The organism is Streptomyces sp. NPDC002773, from assembly GCF_040295605.1.
Classification (GTDB): domain Bacteria; phylum Actinomycetota; class Actinomycetes; order Streptomycetales; family Streptomycetaceae; genus Streptomyces.
In genome coordinates this window covers 43188-60792 of record NZ_JBEOVO010000024.1, presented here as the reverse complement: position 1 = coordinate 60792, position 17605 = coordinate 43188, and the positions used below count along the sequence as shown (strand labels likewise).

Below are 17605 nucleotides of genomic sequence, written 5' to 3'. Positions count from 1 at the left end.
TAGGCCGCGGTCGCCGCCGGAAGTAGGTGGCGGGCGCTACGGCCGCTTCGCCAGTACCTCCGTCAGGGCCGAGACGCTGTGCTCTCCGTGGCCCGCCGCGACCGCCTGCTCCACCAGGTCGTACAGCGGCGCGAGCCAGGTGGCGTCCACGCCCGTCTCCCGGCTCAGCTCCTCGTCGTAGGCCGCGCCCTCCAGGAAGAGGTTCACGGAGGACGCGGCCTCGGAGTAGTCGCCCCTGTCGATCTCCTCGGCGTACACCGGAAGCAGGGACTTGATCATGTCCAGCCACTTCTCGGCGAACCGCACCATGCTGCCCGCTTCGAGGCCGCGCGACCGGACGGCCGCGGCGCCCTGGAAGAAACCGACGAGCGCGGGCAGCAGCATGGCGCCCACCGCCATCTCGTACAGGGCGGCGAGGTCGGTCTCCGCGCCGAGGTGCACGGTGTCTCCGCCCAGCACCTTCAGCGTGGAGGCGTACGTGTCGAAGACCGCCCGGTCACCGCTGTAGTACAGGAGCGTGTCGGGGGCGCCGACGGCGGAGGGCACGTTCTTGACGGCCCCGGCGAGGAACCGGGCGCCGTGGCCGGCCGCCCAGGCGGCGGTCTCGCGGGCTCCGGCGGGGGTGCCGCTGTTCAGGGTGACGAGGGCGCGGCCCGAGAGCGCCTCGGTGGCGGGTCCGAGGGCCTGGCGAGTGGCCTCGAAGGTCGTCAGGCAGGTGACGACCAGCGGGCTCGCGGCGACGGCGGCCTCCACGGACCCGGCCAGGACCGCGCCTTCGGCGACGAGTGGCGCGGCCTTCTCCGGCGTGCGGTTCCACACGGTCGTCGGGTGCCCGGCGCGGACGAACGCCTCGGCCAGTGCCCGCCCCATCGCCCCTAAGCCGATGACGGTCACGGGTGTGAGGCCGGCCGGGCGCTCGCGGTCGTAGTGATTCGGGTTCTCGTTCTCGTTCATGTATCGCTCCAGTCCGTCCGTGATCTGTCCCGGAGCTCCATACTGGGACGCCACACACATTCCCTCAAGTACCTACATTTTTGTGGGGTACTCACACTTTTGTCAGGAGGTCCGGCCATGACCAAACCCCGCTACACCTGCGGTCTCGACGCCGCCGTCGCCGTGATGGGCGGCAAGTGGAAGGGGCTGATCCTGTTCTCTCTCGACGAGGGGCCGCTGCGTTTCGGGGAGTTGCGGCGGGCGGTGGCCGGGATCAGCGAGCGGATGCTGATCCTCCAGCTCCGGGAGATGGAGGCCGCCGGGCTCGTCCACCGGGAGGTGTACCACCAGGTCCCGCCGAAGGTGGAGTACTCGCTCACGGAGTTCGGCCGTTCCCTCAACACCGCGCTCGGGCCGCTCGGCGAGTGGGGCGAGGAGCACATGGAGCGCATCGAGGCCATTCCCCAGGGGACGTGAGGCAGGTCCGTCCGCGCACACCCATTCCTGACTGGCCGTCAGTTCGCTAATCTGACTGAGCGTCAGCTCTGTTGTCATGGGCGGAAGGGTGGAGCGGAACGATGCTCGGATCGACTCACGGCACCTTCACCACCGGTCTCCGCGCCCGCGTGGTCGCCTGCGGGGAGCCTCCCCTGTCCGCCGTGCACGGCGTCACCGCCGTCGCCGGCGACCTGGACGTCAGCGGGCGCCCGCTGCACGCCCCCGTACCGGACCTGGACCGGTTCTTCCGGCCCGAGTCCGTCGCCGTCGTCGGCGCCTCCGACACCGAGGGCCGGCCCAACACCGGGATCACCCGGCAGCTGCTCGCCTGGGCCGAGCGGGTCGGGGCGCGGATCCATCCGGTCCACCCGACCCGTACCAGCGTGTTCGGAATCGACTGCGTGCCCTCGGTCGGCGCCCTCACCGAGCCCGTCGACCTCGCCGTGCTGCTCGTCGCGGACCCGCTGCCCGTCATCGAGGAACTCGCCGCAACCAAGGTCAGGTTCGCGGTCGCGTTCGCCTCCGGATTCGCCGAGACCGGGGAGGCCGGGGCCGCCGCGCAGGAACGTCTCGCCGCCGCCGTACGCCGCTCGGGGCTCCGGCTCCTCGGCCCCAACACCAACCTCAACGCCTTCGAGCGATTCCGCGAGGACCTCGACGGCCCCGCCGTCGCGCTCATCACCCAGTCCGGGCACCAGGGGCGGCCCGTCTTCACCCTCCAGGAGCTGGGCGTCCGCCTCTCCCACTGGGCGCCCACCGGCAACGAGGCCGATCTGGAGACCGCCGACTTCCTCTCGTACTTCGCCGGACGGCCCGAGGTCGGTGCCATCGCCTGTTACGTCGAAGGGCTCAAGGACGGCCGTTCCTTCCTCCTCGCCGCCGACCGCGCCGCCCGCAACGGCGTCCCCGTCGTCGCCGTGAAGGTCGGCCGCACGGAGACCGGGGCCCGTACCGCCGCCTCCCACACCGGCAAGCTCACCGGCGCCGACCAGGTCGTCGACGCGGCCATGCGCCAGTTCGGGGTGATCCGCGTCGACGGGCTCGACCAGCTCCAGGACACGGCGACGCTCCTCGCCCGCGCGCGCCGGCCGGTCGCGGACGGGGTCGTCGTCTACTCGATCTCCGGCGGTACGGGTGCCCACTTCGCCGACCTGGCCACGGCGGCGGGACTCGAACTCCCGACCCTCCCGCAGGCCAAGCAGGACGAGCTGCACCAGTGGATACCGGAGTACCTGAACGTCGCCAACCCCGTCGACAACGGCGGGCACCCGGTCGGCGACTGGCGCGGCCGGAAGATCATCGACGCGATCCTCGCGGACCCCTCCGTCGGCGTCCTGATCTGTCCGATCACCGGCCCGTTCCCGCCCATGAGCGACAGGCTCGCCCAGGACCTCGCCGACGCCGCCGAGGCGACGGACAAGCTGGTGTGCGTGATCTGGGGTTCGCCGGTCGGTACGGAGGACGCGTACCGCACGACCCTCCTCGGCTCCTCGCGCCTCGCCACCTTCCGTACGTTCTCCAACTGCATCGGGGCCGTGAAGGCCTACCTCGACCACCACCGCTTCACCACCGGCTACCGCTCCCCCTTCGACGAGGCGCCCCGCACCCCCTCCCCGTCCCTCCGCAAGGCCCAGGCCCTCATGCGGCCCGGCCGGCGGCTCAGCGAGCACGCGGCGAAGCAGCTGCTGCGGGCGTACGGGATACGGGTGCCGCGCGAGCAGCTCGTCACGAGCGCGGCGGCGGCCGTGCGGGCCGCCGGGCTCGTCGGCTACCCGGTGGTGATGAAGGCGTCGGGCACCCAGCTCGCCCACAAGACCGAACTGGGGCTCGTCAAGGTCGGCCTGACCTCGGCCAGCCAGGTGCGGGACGCCTACCGCGAACTCACCGACATCGCCCGCTTCGAGTCGATCGACCTCGACGGCATCCTGGTCTGCCAGATGGTGGGGCGCGGGGTCGAGATGGTGGTGGGCGTGACCCGCGACGACCTCTTCGGTCCGACGGTGACGGTCGGGCTCGGCGGGGTCCTGGTGGAGGTCCTCAACGACACGGCCGTACGCGTGCCGCCGTTCGGTGAGCGGGAGGCCCGCTCGATGCTGGCCGAGCTGCGGGGCCGGGCGCTCCTCGACGGGGTACGGGGAGCCGCGCCGGCCGACGTCGACGCGCTCGTCGAGGTGGTGCTCCGGGTGCAGCGGATGGCCCTCGAACTCGACGGGGACCTCGCGGAGCTGGACATCAACCCGTTGATGGTGCTGCCGCGCGGGCAGGGCGCGGTGGCCCTGGACGCGCTCGCGGTCTGCCGATAGGAGGACTTTGTGGACGAGGTCCTGCACGCCGTCGAGAACGGCGTCTCGTGGATCACGCTCAACCGCCCCGAGGCGATGAACGCGGTCACCTGGGAGCAGCGGGAGCGGATCATCGCCCTGCTCGCGGAGGCGTCGGCCGACCCGGACGTCCGGGCGGTGGTCGTCACCGCCACGGGCCGGGGCTTCTGCGCGGGCGCGGACCTGCGGGGCGGCCCGGCTGTCGCGGAGCAGGTCGCGGGGGGCGTGGCCCGGATGATCCGGCTCGGGGCGCAGCGGTTCATCGGGGCCGTACTGGACTGCGAGAAGCCGGTGATCGCGGCGGTGAACGGTACGGCGGCGGGGATCGGGGCGCACCTCGCCTTCGCGTGCGACCTGGTGCTCGCGGCGGATTCGGCGCGCTTCATCGAGGTGTTCGTACGGCGGGGGCTCGTCCCGGACGGGGGTGGGGCGTATCTGCTGCCGAGGCTGATCGGGCCGCAGCGGGCGAAGGAGCTGATGTTCTTCGGGGACGCGGTGGCGGCGGCGGAGGCGCGGGAGCTGGGCCTGGTGAACCGGGTCGTCCCGGCGGAGGAGCTGGAGAAGACGGCCCGGGAGTGGGCCGAACGCCTGGCCCGGGGCCCCACGCGCGCCCTGGCCCTCACCAAGCAGCTGGTGAACGCGTCCCTGGACGTGGACCGCGCGACGGCCTTCGCGGCGGAGGCGGCGGCGCAGGAGCTGAACATGGCGACGAGGGACGCGCGGGAGGGGGTGGCGAGCTTCGTGGAGCGGCGGGAGGCTGGGTTCGAGGGGCGGTGAGGGGGTAGGGGGAAGAGCTGTCTTACCTGGGCCTTATGGTGTGTCGCACATATGCACACACTGCCGCTCCGGGGGGAACGGATGCCCAACTCCGCGCGCTCGCGCGATAGATCCGAAGGTTCTGGAAGATCCCACAGATCCGGAAGATCCCGTAGATCCCTTCTGCTCGTCCCGGCCTTGTTGACGGCCCTCCTGGGCCCTCTGCTCCCGACGGGCACGGCCCTTGCGGCGACGCCGGCACCGCCGCCGACGGCGAGCGCGGCACCCGCGCCGGAACCGGAGCCGACGACTCCCGCGCCCGAACCGTCCACGACGGGCCCGACACCGACGCCGACGGTCGAGCCGTCACCGGACCCGACGGAACCCACCGCCGGCCCCTGCCCCGCCCTGCCGCTCGCCCCGTTCGGCGACCCGGGCGACGCGATCGGCCACGCGACCTTGGCGCCGGGCGAGGCCGCCTGCTTCACGATCACCGTGGAGAAGCCGGGCCCGCACCAGCTCAGTCTCCAGGGCTCCGGCGTGGGCCTTGAGCTCTACGACGCCGACACCGAACTGGACTGCTTCGATCCCGCCACCTACAGGCGCGACTGGTGCCGCCCGACCCGGGCAGGTGCCCACACGCTGCGGGTCACCAACAACGGCTCGTCCCAGGTGTCCGCCGCGTTCGCCGTCGTGCCCCTCGCGCCGACCGAGGCGTGCGGCACCGAGGTGAGCACCCGATACGACGCGGAGCCCGTGACCGGCCGGGCGGTCAGCCCGCTCGCCGTCCTCTGCCAGAGCTTCGCCGGGCAGCCGGGCGAGCGGATCACTGTCGAGACCAAGGCCGAAGGCGGCCGGGCGGGTTCGTGGATCACCGACGAGACCGGGGAGCGGATCTGCCCCCGGTTCAACTCGGACGACAGCACCGGCTGCGTGCTCCCCGGCCACGGGCCCTACCGGGTTCTGACCACGGTGGGGAGCGACAGCGGCGTCTTCCCCGTCACGTACACGCAGAAGATCCGCCGGCTCTCCGACCCCGTCGGGTGCGCCACGCTGGCGGTCCACGACTTCGGTTCCGTTCCCGGCACGTCGCCGGGAACGGCGTGCGCCACCTTCACCCCCACCGCCACGGCCCCGCACAACGTCCTCGGCGTCGGCGACTCCTGGGCACAGCGGCTCGCCGTGTACCGGCCGGACGGCAGCACCGTCTGCCAGGCCTGGTCGGAGACCTGTTCCCTCACGGCCGGCACCCGCTATACCGTCGTCACGGAGAAGCCGGTCGTGATCTTCGACCGTTCGTCCGGCGCCGGCTGCACCACCGCCACCCTCGGCGGGACCACGGAGGGCACGTTCGACGCGGTCGGCGAGATCGACTGTCTGACGCTGCCGCTGCCCGAAGGCGCACACCTGGCCGCTCTGCGGTCGTACGGCCGCCCCGCGCCGTCTCCCGAGGTGACGGTCGTCGACGCGACCGGCAAGGACGTATGCGGCTCGGAATCCGTGGAAGCGGGAGTGTGCGAGCTGACCGGCCCCGCTCCGTACCGTGCTCTGGTCACCATGTACGGCACCCTCATCGGCTCGCCGACCATGACGGGCACCTACCACGTCGCCTTCCACCGCACCGACGCCGAGAGCGCCTGTCCCGTGCTCCCGGCGGGCGACTTCACGGCTGACAGTCCTCGGGCACGGGTCACGATCGGGGAGGAGGGCTTCGCCCAGTGTCTCTCCGTCCCCGCTGACGACCACACCACCGGCGAGATCTTCGCGTTCGACGGCTCCGGCTGGTCGAAGACCATGTCGGTCTTCGACTCGACCGGGCAGCGGGTCTGCTCCATGGAGTCGGCCGGACGGATCTCGTGCGACCTCACGCCGGGGCTCGCCCATACGGTCCTTCTCTCCGGCGTCTCCTGGGGCGCCACCCACACCCTGTCCCGCCGCGACGTCACCGCCACCGCGCGCGGCTGTGTCCCGAGCCCGGCCAAGGCCGTCGGCGGCCCGTCGATCAGCGGGGTCACGGCCCCGCCTGGGACCCTCCTGTGCCATCAGGTGTCCACGGCGGGCGCCGGGGACACCCTGCATCTCAACATCCGCGACGCGCAGGGCGACGCACGGTTCGAGGCGTACGACGCGAACGGCGCGTTCGTCTGCGGCTCCTACTCGGAAGGCTGCTCCCCCAGCGGCTCCACCCGCTACCAGGTCCTCTTCGAGGCCCCTCAGAGCACGACGGCCGCACCCTCCTACCGCCTCGACGCCCTGCGCATCGGTACGGCGGCCGGGCCCGCGCCCGAGTGCGTCAAGGTCCCGAACGTCAGCTACGGCTTCGGCCCGCTCGTCGGCACCCTGAGCGAGGACCGCACCGCGATCTGCGCGGTGTTGCCCACCGCCTCGGGCGACAGCTTCGACCTGACGTTCACGCCGACGGGCTCCTTCGCGCAGTCCCCGACGCCCTGGCTCTACCGGCAGTCGGGCTCGCCGAACCTCTGCCACGGGTCGTACACCGACGAGGGCGAGAAGTACTCCTGCTCCGTCACGAGGGAGTCTCCCCGGGTGGCCACTCCGACGACGCTGCTCCTCACCGTCCCCGTGCAGCCCGCCGGGGCGACCACGGCCGTGCGGGCCTCGTTCACGTGCGCCGACACGATCTGCGGCACGGACAAGCCGACCATCGGCACCGTGGGCCCCACCACGGGTGGCGCGGGAAAGATCACTGTCACCCTCACCGGCACCGCGCTCCACGAGAACGACCAGGTGGCGGTCCTCGGGACGGACGGCAGGTGGCGCCGGTCCACGACGGTGTCGGTCGCGCCGGACCGGCGCAGCCTGACGGCGGCCCTCGATCTGACGGGTGTGAGCCTCGGCGCGCGCGGCCTGAGCGTATTCACGCACAACGGCTGGGAGTACGCCAAGGGCACGTTCACCGTCGTCGCCCCGCTCCGCAACACCGCCACCCCCGGCATCACCGGCACCCCCGTCATCGGCGGCAAGGTCACGGCGAAGGTCGGCACGTGGTCGCTGCCGGTGGACTCGCTCGCGTACCAGTGGCGGGCCAACGGTGTCGCCATCGCGGGGGCCACGGCCTCCACGTACACCCTGCCGTCGACGCTCTTCGGCAAGCAGTTGTCCCTGGCCGTGACCGCCCGCAAGGCCGGGCATCCCGTCGTCACCGCGGCGAGCAGCGCCGTGGTCGTCAAGGGCGTCGCGCCCAAGGCCACCAGGGCGCCGTACGTCTACGGCGCCGCCCGGGTCGGCAGCAAGGTGACGGCCGTGGTCGGGGCCTGGTCGCCCGCGCCGACCTCGTACACCTACCAGTGGCGGGCCAACGGCGTGGCGATCTACGGGGCGACGGCGTCCTCGTACGTGCCCGCCGCCTCCGTCCTCGGCAAGAAGCTCAGCGTGACGGTCACCGCGCACCGCACCGGGCACCTCAGCGGCGCGGCGACGTCGGCCGGGGTCACGGTCGCGGCCGGCCTCGCGCCGAAGGCGACCGGCGCGCCGTACGTCACCGGCACGGTCAGGGTCGGGCGGACGCTCACCCTGAACCGGGGGACGTGGACGCCGGCGCCGACCTCGTACGCCTACCAGTGGTACGCGAACGGGCGGGTGATCAGCGGGGCCACCAAGGGCTGGTTCACGCCGACGGCGGCGCAGCGCGGGACGCGGATCACCGTGAAGGTGACGGCCTACCGGACCGGCCACTACGCCGGTGCCGCGTGGACGCGCCCCACGGGGACGGTCGCCGGCTGACCCACCCTGCTCCACGGCCCCCGGGGGCGACGGTCGTCCGTCGCCCCCGGGGGCTTCCTATCTGACGGCTCGTCAGTTTCAATGACTGGGTGATGGGACACGCGGGGATGGCGGCCACCGCCGTCCGACACCTGAGAGCGGCCGGTTCGCCGACGGCCGTGGAACCACTGCCCCGGCCGGCCCTGCGCGCGGTACGGGAGGACGAGCGGCCGCCCGTCGACCCGGCCGAGTTCCGCCGCGTCCTCGGCCACTTCGCGAGCGGGGTCACGATCGTGACGGCCCTCGACGCCGAAGGCCCGGCGGGCTTCGCCTGCCAGTCCTTCGCCTCGCTCTCCCTCGACCCGCCCCTGGTCGCCTTCATGGTCGCCCGTACGTCCACGACCTGGCCCCGGATCGCGGCGACCGGGACCTTCTGCGTCAACGTCCTCGGCGCCGACCAGGGCGGCCTCTGCCGCTCGTTCGCGGTGAGCGGCGCCGACAAGTTCGCGGGCGTGGACTGGCTCCCGTCCCCCTCCACCGGCTCCCCCCGCCTGCCCGGCGCCCCCGCCTGGATCGACTGCGCGATCACCACGGTCCACACGGGGGGCGACCACCTGATCGTGGTCGGCCGGGTGGAGTCCCTGGGCGCGACGGAGGAGGGGGACCCGCTGCTGTTCCACCGGGGGCGGTTCGGGCGGTTCAGCGGGTAGGGGCGTGCGTCCGCCCCGTGTCAGGGCCGCTCACGCGATCAGCCCCCGGCGATCATCGTGCCGGTGTCTTCCTCCGGAAGCCGCGTCGGCCGGAGCGGCGGGTGATCAGTCCCGCCGCCGTCAGGGCCGCCGCCGCGGTCAGCCATTCCCCGGGCGTGCCCGTCGGTCCCGCGCCCGCCGAGAGGGTGCGGGACAGGACCGGCACCATGGCGCCCGCCGCCGCCACGACCGGCACCCAGATGTCCGCGCGCCCGCCGAGGCGGCGCTCCAGCTCCTCGCTCAGCCACACGACGGGGAGCACGAGGAGCACGGCCGCCGCCACCAGGCCCAGCAGCCACATCGGCATCGACGTCGACATCGCGAGGAGACCCGCGGGTCCTTCACCGGGTTCGGCCAGGGCCGTCCTCACCACCGTCGTCAGGGCCGCCTCGACCAGCAGCACCAGTACCGACACCCGCACCATCCGGCCCACCGTCCGGCCGCCGTCCACATCACCCACGTGCGATCACCTCCTTTGTCGACTATCCACACCATCATGCGGTCTGCGTCGGATGACCAGCGCCATCAGGGCCGCCGCCGCGCACAGCGCGCCCGACGCGTACCAGACGACGTCGTACGAGCCGAAGACGTCGCGGGCCACCCCGCCCGCGAACGCGACGACCGCCGCGCCGATCTGGTGCGAGGCGAGGACCCAGCCGAAGACGATCGCCGAGTCCTCGCCGTAGTGCTCGCGGCAGAGGGCGATCGTCGGCGGGACCGTGGCCACCCAGTCCAGGCCGTAGAAGACGATGAAGAACAGCATCGGCGGGTGGACCGTGGGGGCCAGCAGTATCGGCAGGAAGAGGAGCGAGATGCCGCGGAGCGCGTAGTAGACGGCGAGCAGGCGGCGGGCCTCGAAGCGGTCCGTGAACCAGCCGGAGGCGATCGTGCCGACGACGTCGAAGACGCCGATCACCGCGAGGAGTCCGGCCGCCGCCGTGAGCGGCATGCCGTGGTCGTGGGCCGCGGGCACGAAGTGCGTCTTGACCAGGCCGTTCGTGGAGGCCCCGCAGATCGCGAAGGAGCCGGCGAGCAGCCAGAACGGGCCGGTGCGGGCCGCCTTGAAGAGGACGGTGACCGCGCGGCGGGCCGCGCCCGTCACCGGGGCGGGCTTCTCGGCGTACTCCCCGCCGTACGGGGCGAGTCCGATGTCCGCCGGGTGGTCGCGGAGCAGCAGCCATACGAAGGGGACGACCGCGAGCGCGGCGAGCGCCACGGTCACGGCGGCCGGGCGCCAGCCCTGGTTCTCGACCAGCCAGGACAGGAGCGGGAGGAAGACCAGCTGCCCGGAGGCGCCCGCCGCCGTGAGGATGCCGGTCACCAGACCCCGGCGGCCGACGAACCAGCGGTTGGTGACGGTCGCGGCGAACGCGAGGGCCATCGAGCCGCTGCCCAGGCCGACGAGGACACCCCAGTACAGGACCAGCTGCCAGGCGGCCGTCATCCACACCGTGAGCAGCGAGCCGACGGAGATGATCGTCAGCGCGACGGCGACGACCCGGCGGATGCCGAAGCGGTCCATGAGGGCGGCGGCGAAGGGGGCCGTCAGGCCGTACAGGGCCAGGTTCACCGAGACGGCGAAGCCGATCGTGCCCCGCGACCAGTCGAACTCGGCGTGCAGCGGCTCGATCAGCAGGCCCGGCAGGGACGCGAAGGCCGCCGCGCCGATGATCGTGACGAAGGTGACCGCCGCGACGAACCAGGCGCGGTGGATCCGGGGGGTGCGGAGGGTGCTGGGGGCGCGGGGGGCTTTGTCCTCGGGCGTACGGGGGGCCTCGCCGTCGGGCGTACGGTCGGGCGTCTCGGTTGTCTGGGCCATGCCACCGAGCCTCCCGTCCCCGCCGCGCCCCCGCCATTGGCCCGAATGACAGCTTTGCAAAGGATCGGGACACCATGGCCGACCGACGGTCTACACCCTCGGCAGCGTCCTGATCGGGCGTACCACCAGCAACGCCCCCACCACGAGCACCGCGGCCCCCGCCCCCGCGAGCAGCACCTCCTCCGTGCCGACCGCCACCGCCACCGGCCCCGACAGGGTGCGGCCCACGCCCATCATCAGGAGCGAGCCGGCCACGTCGTACGCGTGCATCCGGTTCAAGGCCTCCTGCGGTACGTGCGTCTGGACGGCCGTCGACCACATCACCAGCCAGAACGCGAAGGCCGCCCCGCCGATGAACTGGCCCGCGCCGAGCAGCGCCACGGGCGCGCCGAGACCGAGCAGGGCGAGGTTCACGGGGAGGCCGAGGAGCGCCACCGCGCCGGCCGCGAGCGGTGCGCGCGGGCGCAGCCGGAGCGCGAGCAGGCCGCCGACGGCGCTGCCGGCGCCGTTGACGGCCATGAGCACGCCGTACGTCGCCGAGCCGTGGTCCGCGGTGACCAGGCTCGCGGTGAGCGGCACCATGGGCCCCGCGACGGTCAGCCCGTACACCGTCCAGATGGAGATGACCCCCCAGAGCCAGCTCCTCGATCGGAACTCGCGCCAGCCGCCCACGAGTTCGCTGCCGAGGGAGTCGCGGCGCAGGGAGTCGGACGGGAGGGGCGGGACGCGCATGAGGGCGAGGCAGAGCGCGCTGACCGCGAACGTCACGCCGTTGACGGCGAAGGCGGCGCCCGCGTTCCACACGGCGACGAGCAGTCCGGCGGCGGCCGGGCCCGCCATGGTCATGAGGGCTTCGACGACCCGCAGGACGGCGTTGGCGCGCTGCACGTCGGGGGCGATGCGCGGGATGGTGGAGGCGACGCCCGGCTGGAAGAGGGCGGCGCCCATGCCGGCGGCGACGGAGAGGGCGTACACCGCCCACAGCGGCGGGCTGCCGAGGGTGAAGGAGACGGCGAGGACGGCGGCTCCCGGCAGGCGGAGCAGATCGGCGAGGATCATCATGCGGCGGGCGGTGAACCGGTCGGCGAGGACACCGCCGAAGAGCACGAAGAGCGCGAACGCGGCCGTCCAGCCGCCGAGCGCGTAGCCGACGGTGGAGCCGGGGTGGCCGGCGCCGAGGAGTCCGGCGGCGAAGGCGACGGGGACCATGCCCTCGCCGAAGACGGCGACGCCCCGGGCGACGAAGAACAGCCGGAAGTCACGGTTCCAGAGGGCGGGCGGGGCGGGCGGCTCCGGTGGGGCGGGAATCCGTTCGGCGGCCTCAGACTTGTACGTGTTGTTGTCCGTCACGGACAGCTGGACTACCACCCGCGTGGTCTGGACCACCAGTGAATTTCCGGAGGATCACCGCCCGTGCCGCCGTCGCCGCCGCCCCCACCGCACCGCGTCGTCGTTCTCGCGCTGCCCGGTCTCCTCCCCTTCGAGCTGGGCATCCCGCACCGCATCTTCGGCCGCGCCCGCGACGCCGGGGGCCGGCTGCTGTACGAGATCGTCACCTGCGCCCCGGTCGCCGGGCCCGTCCGGACCGACGCCGACTTCTCCATCCACGTCGAGCACGGCCCGGAGGCGCTGGCCACCGCCGACACGGTCGTCGTGCCCGCCTCGTACGAACTCGGCCCCGTCTACGACGAGGGCAGGCTCACCGAGGAGCTGGCGGCCGCCCTCGCCCACATACGGCCAGGGACGCGGCTCGTCTCCATCTGCACCGGCGGGTACGTGCTCGCCGCCGCCGGTCTCCTCGACGGGCGCCCGGCCACCACCCACTGGTCCTCCGCCGAGCACTTCCAGCGCCTCTTCCCGCGCGTACGGGTCGACGCGGACGTCCTGTTCGTCGACGACGGCGACGTCCTCACCTCGGCGGGCGTGGCCGCCGGGATCGACCTGTGCCTGCACATCGTGCGCCGCGACCACGGCACGGCCGTCGCCAACGACGTGGCCCGCAGGACCGTCGTACCGCCGCACCGGGACGGCGGCCAGGCCCAGTACATCGAGCGGCCCCTGCCGGAGGCCGGCACCCACACCACGACCACCGCGCGCGCGTGGGCGCTCGCCCACCTCCACGAGCCGATCCAGCTGCGGGACCTGGCCGGGCAGGAGGCGATGAGCGTACGGACGTTCACCCGCCGCTTCCGCGACGAGGTCGGCGTCAGCCCCGGCCAGTGGCTCACCCAGCAGCGCGTCGAGCGCGCCCGGCACCTGCTCGAATCCACCGGCCTGCCCGTCGACCGGGTCGCGCGGGACGCGGGCTTCGGCACGGCGCAGTCGCTGCGGACGCACCTGATGAGCGCGATCGGGGTGACCCCGACGTCCTACCGGCGCACGTTCCGCACCGGCGCGGCCTCGTCCACGTCCTGACCCGTGTCGGAGGCGGCGGCGGTGGCGGCGTCGTTGGCGCGGGCGCGGGCCATCCGCCGCTCCCCCACCGCGCCGACCGCCGTCAGGAGCACGGTGAGGCCGACCCCGCACAGGATCGCCGTCGACGGGGCGACCACCTTGAGCAGCCCGCCCGCGAGGGTGCCGCTCGCCGCGTAACCCGCGCCGACCGCCGCGTACATGACCGAGTACCCGGCGGCGAGCGCGGACGGCGGGAGGATCTCCCGCAGCGCCAGGTTCCGGGTGAGCATGGCAGGAGCCATGAGGAGCCCGGACGCGGCGAGGGTGAGGGCGATGCCCACCGTCCAGGGCAGGACGGCGACGAGGGCGACCCCGGCGGTCACGCCGAGCACCAGGACGACGGACTGCACCGGCAGCGGCCCCGGCCAGCCGCTGCCCCGCAGGCCGTACAGGAACGCGCCGACGGCCGAACCGATCGAGAACCCGGCGAGCAGCGGTCCGGCCCAGCCGATGCCGATCCCGCGCTGTTCGAGGAGGGCGGGCAGGATCAGCTCGGCGAGCGCGAGCAGCGTCAGGGCGCCGGCCCCGAGGACGTACACGGGCCAGGCCCGCAGCAGCTCCCGCCGCACCGAGACGCCCTTCTCGGGCGGCTCGGCCGCCCAGCCGACCGGCAGCAGCCACATCCCGGCCACCGAGAGCCCCATCAAGGCGCCCTGGAGGAGCAGCGGTACGGCGGGGCCGACGCCGAGCGCCAGGCTGGTGGCGAGGGCGGGCGCGGCGGCCCAGATCCCGAAGGTCAGCACCGACTCCATGCTCATCGCCTGGGTGACGGACCGTTCCGGGACGAGGCTGGTGAGCAGGGCGCGCAGCCCGCCGGGCACGGCGGCGGGCCCGGCGCCTGCGAGCAGCGCGAGGGCAGCGAGGACGACGGGATGGGCGTCGGGCAGGAGTCCGAGCCCGGCGAACCCGGCCGTCCCCGCCGCGAGTCCGGCGACGAGGTGCGGCCGGGCCCGCTCGGCGTTCATGCGCAGGCCGAGGACGGGGGAGGCGATGATCTCGCCGAGCACGTACGCGGCGGCGAGCGCGGCCCCGAGCGAGTAGCCGCCGGGCCGCTCCCGTACGAGGAACACGAGCGCGAGCGGCGCCATCGCGACCGGCAGCCGGCCGGCGACGGTGACGACGGACCAGGCGAGGACGGGGCGGGTGGCGAGCTCGCGGTAGGACATGCACAGGACCGTACGGCCGAACGCCCCTGGAGCCCAGCAGGTTTCGCCGGGAGCGGTCAGAAAGTGAGGACGCCCCGGGCCACCTTCCCCCGCTCGGCGTCCTCCACGGCCCGCGCGAACTCCTCCACGGGGTAGGTGGTGGTGACGAGCTCGTCGAGGAGGAGCCGGCCCGAGCGGTACAGCTCGGCGTAGAGGGGGATGTCCCGCTGGGGCCGGGAGGAGCCGTAACGGCAGCCGAGGATCGACTTGTCCAGGAACATCGCGGCCGGCGGGAAGCTCGCCTCCGCCTTCGGGGCGGTCATGCCGAGCAGGATCGCCTGGCCGTGCCGGTCGAGCAGGTCGATCGCGGTACGGACGAGGCCGGTGTGGCCGACGCACTCGAAGACGTGGTCGGCGCCGGTGGGCAGGATGTCCCGGACGCCGTCGGCGGAGGCGAGGAAGTGCGTGGCGCCGAACCGCCGGGCCGTCTCCTCCTTCTCCGGGTTGGTGTCGACGGCCACGATCGTCAGGGCGCCGGCGATCCGGGCGCCCTGGAGCACGTTGAGGCCGATGCCGCCGGTGCCGATGACGACGACGGTCTCGCCCCGGCCGACCTTGGCGCGGTTGAGTACGGCTCCGACGCCGGTGAGGACGCCGCAGCCCATGAGGGCGGCGGAGGTGAGCGGGATGTCCGGGGGGATCTTCACGGCCTGCACGGCCTTGACGACGGTCCACTCGGCGAAGGAGGAGTTGGAGGCGAACTGGTAGAGCGGCCGCCCGCCGCGCGAGAACGGCTGCCCGGGCATCCCGATCGCCTTCCGGCACATCGTGGGCCGCCCCCGGTCGCAGTCGGCGCAGGCGCCGCAGTTCGCGAGGGTGGAGAGGGCGACGTGGTCGCCGGGGCCGACGTGGCTGACGCCGGGGCCGACCGCCTCGACGACGCCGGCGCCCTCGTGGCCGAGGACGACGGGCGGGGGGAAGGGGATGGTGCCGTCGACGACGGACAGATCGCTGTGGCAGAGGCCGGCGGCGGCGACGGCGACGAGCACCTCGCCGGGGCCGGGGGGCCGCACCTCCAGATCGTCGACGACCTGGACCTGCTTCCCGTCGAACACCACGCCCCTCATGAGCCGCTCTCCTCGCCCGCGTTCGGGCGGGCGCCCTCGGCCACGTTGGGGCGAGCGCCCTCGGCCGCGTTCGGCCGGGCGCCCTCGGCCGCCGCCCGGGCCATCTCCTCCAGCCGCGCCAGCATCGGCATCGGATCCACCCCCACCGTCCCCGGCAGGAAGTCCGCGATCCGTTCCGGTGTCCACGCGCCGCCCTCCGCGTACCCCGCCCGCAGTTCCCTCGGCTGCGCCCACACCGCGATCTTGGGTCCCGCGATCGTGTACACCTGCCCGGTGATCTTCTCCTCCCGGGCCCGCTCGGAGAGCAGGTAGACGACGAGCGCCGCCACGTCCTCGGGTTCGCCGATCTCCGCCAGCTCCATGGGTACGTTCGCGGACATCCGGGTCCGCGCGACCGGCGCCACCGCGTTCGCCGTCACCCCGTACTTGTGCAGCCCGAGCGCCGCGCTCCGTACCAGCGAGATGATCCCGCCCTTCGCGGCGGAGTAGTTGGCCTGGGCCACCGACCCCTGGTGGTTGCCGCTCGTGAAGCCGATGAGCGTCCCGGCGCCCTGCCGCCGCATCACCGCCGACGCCGCCCGGAAGACGGTGAACGTGCCTTTCAGATGGGTCGCGACGACGGGGTCCCACTCCTCCTCGGACATGTTGAAGAGCATCCGTTCGCGCAGGATCCCGGCGACGCACACGACCCCGTCGATCCGCCCGTACTCCGCGAACGCGACGTCGACGACCCGCTGCCCGCCCGCCATCGTCGAGATGTCGTCGGCGACGGCGACGGCCGTACCCCCCGCTGCCTCGATCTCCTTGACCACGGCGAGCGCGATCTCGGAGGTCGGTTCCCCGCCCTCGATCGACACCCCGTAGTCGTTGACGACGACCTTCGCGCCCTCCGCCGCGCACGCGAGGGCGACGGCGCGGCCGATGCCCCGCCCCGCGCCCGTCACGGCGACGACCTTGTCAGCCAAGAAGTTCCCCACGCCCGGCCCCTTCCCGCATTTTCTGACGGTCCGTTAGATTCGTTCGTCGTCAGGATTCTACGGTCCGTCAGATACCGGTCCACAAGACCCCGGAGGCCCCGATGTCTCTGCCCGCCGCATTCCACGAGATCGCCAAGCGCGTCAGCAACTGGGGCCGCTGGGGCCAGGACGACGAGATCGGCACGCTCAACCTCGTCACCGACGAGGTCGTACGGGAGGCCGTCACCACCGTCCGCACCGGCCTCCGGATCCCGCTCGCCGTCGACCTCAAGCAGGACGGCGTACAGACCGGCATGATCCCCGGCCGGGTCAACCCGCTCCACGTCATGGTCCAGATCAACCAGGAGCTCTTCGGCCCCGGCACGGTCGCCACCAGCGACGATGCCGTGACCCTCGGCCTCCAGGCCGGCACCCACTGGGACGCCCTGACCCACGCCTCGCACTCGGGCCGCATCTACAACGGCCGCCCCGCCGCCTCCATCACCCCGCACGGCCGCTCCGAGTTCAGCGGCATCCACACCGCCCGGCACCTCGTGAGCCGCGGGGTCCTCCTGGACGTGGCCGCCGCGAAGGGCCTGGACCGGCTGCCCGGCGACCACGCGGTCACCCCGGAAGACCTGGACGAGGCGGCCGACTTCGGCGGGGTCACCGTCCGGTCCGGCGACATCGTGCTCGTACGGACGGGTCAGATGCAGTCGTACCTGGCGGGCGACCGGCACGGGTACGCCTTCCCGTCCCCCGGGCTCTCGGTCCGGACGCCGGAGTGGTTCCACGCCCACGACGTCGCGGCCGTCGCCAACGACACGCTCACCTTCGAGATCTTCCCGCCGGAGATCGAGGACCTGTGGCTGCCCGTGCACGCCCTCGACCTGGTCGAGATGGGGATGCTCCAGGGACAGAACTGGAATCTCGAAACTCTGTCCACAGCCTGTGCACAAGAGCGCCGGTACGCGTTCCTGCTCTCCGCGATGCCCGAGCCGTTCGTCGGCGCGACCGGGACACCGGTGGCGCCGGTCGCGATCCTCTGAGGACCATCGCGATCCCCCGAGGACTTACGGGCGGCGGCGCGCTCGCGCGCGCCCCGAGCACGGCACGGCCGCCGC

At 73.2% G+C, this 17605-nt stretch carries 14 protein-coding genes; 7 read left to right on the top strand and 7 right to left on the bottom strand.

The genetic code is table 11. The annotated features are described in order from the left end of the window. Positions 1 to 36: 36 nt before the first annotated feature. Positions 37 to 954, bottom strand: a complete 918-nt coding sequence (locus tag ABT034_RS25500) for an NAD(P)-dependent oxidoreductase (protein ID WP_351219017.1) — start codon at positions 952 to 954, stop codon at positions 37 to 39. A 117-nt stretch (positions 955 to 1071) separates the two neighbouring features. Here ABT034_RS25500 and ABT034_RS25495 point away from each other — a divergent pair, with 117 nt between their 5' ends. The 5 genes from ABT034_RS25495 (at position 1072) to ABT034_RS25475 (ending at position 8941) form a co-directional block, all read left to right on the top strand. Continuing rightward, entirely contained in the window at positions 1072 to 1410 is a 339-nt protein-coding gene (locus ABT034_RS25495; protein WP_351219015.1) for a winged helix-turn-helix transcriptional regulator, read from the top strand. Positions 1411 to 1511: 101 nt separating this feature from the next. After that, positions 1512 to 3734 carry an acetate--CoA ligase family protein gene (locus ABT034_RS25490; protein ID WP_351219013.1) on the top strand — a complete coding sequence of 741 codons (2223 nt, stop codon included), beginning with the start codon at positions 1512 to 1514 and terminating at the stop codon, positions 3732 to 3734. Between the two features lie 75 nt (positions 3735 to 3809). Next, complete coding sequence (locus ABT034_RS25485) at positions 3810 to 4529, top strand: enoyl-CoA hydratase/isomerase family protein (RefSeq protein WP_502973054.1); 720 nt, start codon at positions 3810 to 3812, stop codon at positions 4527 to 4529. 177 nt (positions 4530 to 4706) lie between these two features. Then, positions 4707 to 8252, top strand: a complete 3546-nt coding sequence (locus tag ABT034_RS25480) for a hypothetical protein (protein ID WP_351219009.1) — start codon at positions 4707 to 4709, stop codon at positions 8250 to 8252. A 107-nt stretch (positions 8253 to 8359) separates the two neighbouring features. Further along, a complete protein-coding gene (locus ABT034_RS25475) occupies positions 8360 to 8941 on the top strand; it encodes a flavin reductase family protein (RefSeq protein WP_351219107.1) in 582 nt (193 codons plus the stop codon). A gap of 52 nt (positions 8942 to 8993) precedes the next feature. On the opposite strand, the gene ABT034_RS25470 is transcribed toward ABT034_RS25475, so the two are convergent. From ABT034_RS25470 to ABT034_RS25460, 3 genes are all read right to left on the bottom strand, one after another. Beyond that, positions 8994 to 9440 (bottom strand): hypothetical protein, encoded by a 447-nt coding sequence (locus tag ABT034_RS25470; RefSeq protein ID WP_351219007.1) that lies wholly within the window; start codon positions 9438 to 9440, stop codon positions 8994 to 8996. A gap of 6 nt (positions 9441 to 9446) precedes the next feature. Next, entirely contained in the window at positions 9447 to 10799 is a 1353-nt protein-coding gene (locus tag ABT034_RS25465; protein WP_351219005.1) for an MFS transporter, read from the bottom strand. Between the two features lie 90 nt (positions 10800 to 10889). Then, positions 10890 to 12155: an MFS transporter gene (locus tag ABT034_RS25460; RefSeq protein WP_502973053.1), complete on the bottom strand. Its 1266-nt coding sequence runs from the start codon at positions 12153 to 12155 to the stop codon at positions 10890 to 10892. 57 nt (positions 12156 to 12212) lie between these two features. Between ABT034_RS25460 and ABT034_RS25455 the strand changes: the two genes are divergently transcribed. Further along, positions 12213 to 13214 carry a GlxA family transcriptional regulator gene (locus ABT034_RS25455; protein WP_351219003.1) on the top strand — a complete coding sequence of 334 codons (1002 nt, stop codon included), beginning with the start codon at positions 12213 to 12215 and terminating at the stop codon, positions 13212 to 13214. Here ABT034_RS25455 and ABT034_RS25450 read toward each other — a convergent pair. From ABT034_RS25450 to ABT034_RS25440, 3 genes are read right to left on the bottom strand one after another with little or no spacing between them, the layout of a single operon-like run. Further along, positions 13169 to 14419 carry an MFS transporter gene (locus ABT034_RS25450; protein WP_351219001.1) on the bottom strand — a complete coding sequence of 417 codons (1251 nt, stop codon included), beginning with the start codon at positions 14417 to 14419 and terminating at the stop codon, positions 13169 to 13171. The genes ABT034_RS25455 and ABT034_RS25450 overlap by 46 nt on opposite strands. Positions 14420 to 14475: 56 nt before the next feature. Next, positions 14476 to 15525, bottom strand: coding sequence for a Zn-dependent alcohol dehydrogenase (locus tag ABT034_RS25445; protein WP_351218999.1), 1050 nt, complete (start codon positions 15523 to 15525; stop codon positions 14476 to 14478). After that, positions 15522 to 16502 carry an SDR family NAD(P)-dependent oxidoreductase gene (locus tag ABT034_RS25440; protein WP_351218997.1) on the bottom strand — a complete coding sequence of 327 codons (981 nt, stop codon included), beginning with the start codon at positions 16500 to 16502 and terminating at the stop codon, positions 15522 to 15524. Before ABT034_RS25440 ends, ABT034_RS25445 begins: the two co-directional genes overlap by 4 nt. 101 nt (positions 16503 to 16603) lie before the next feature. Between ABT034_RS25440 and ABT034_RS25435 the strand changes: the two genes are divergently transcribed. Next, the gene (locus tag ABT034_RS25435) at positions 16604 to 17530 is read left to right on the top strand and encodes a cyclase family protein (protein WP_351218995.1); all 927 of its coding nucleotides are present in this window, start codon (positions 16604 to 16606) and stop codon (positions 17528 to 17530) included. The last annotated feature ends 75 nt before the right edge of the window (positions 17531 to 17605 follow it).

Bases quoted from the DNA above. Each gene is read 5' to 3' on its own strand.
- ABT034_RS25500 (WP_351219017.1), bottom strand. From the start codon at position 954: ATGAACGAGAACGAGAACCCGAATCACTACGACCGCGAGCGCCCGGCC.
- ABT034_RS25495 (WP_351219015.1), top strand. From the start codon at position 1,072: ATGACCAAACCCCGCTACACCTGCGGTCTCGACGCCGCCGTCGCCGTG.
- ABT034_RS25490 (WP_351219013.1), top strand. From the start codon at position 1,512: ATGCTCGGATCGACTCACGGCACCTTCACCACCGGTCTCCGCGCCCGC.
- ABT034_RS25485 (WP_502973054.1), top strand. From the start codon at position 3,810: ATGAACGCGGTCACCTGGGAGCAGCGGGAGCGGATCATCGCCCTGCTC.
- ABT034_RS25475 (WP_351219107.1), top strand. From the start codon at position 8,360: ATGGCGGCCACCGCCGTCCGACACCTGAGAGCGGCCGGTTCGCCGACG.
- ABT034_RS25465 (WP_351219005.1), bottom strand. From the start codon at position 10,799: ATGGCCCAGACAACCGAGACGCCCGACCGTACGCCCGACGGCGAGGCC.
- ABT034_RS25450 (WP_351219001.1), bottom strand. From the start codon at position 14,419: ATGTCCTACCGCGAGCTCGCCACCCGCCCCGTCCTCGCCTGGTCCGTC.
- ABT034_RS25445 (WP_351218999.1), bottom strand. From the start codon at position 15,525: ATGAGGGGCGTGGTGTTCGACGGGAAGCAGGTCCAGGTCGTCGACGAT.
- ABT034_RS25435 (WP_351218995.1), top strand. From the start codon at position 16,604: ATGTCTCTGCCCGCCGCATTCCACGAGATCGCCAAGCGCGTCAGCAAC.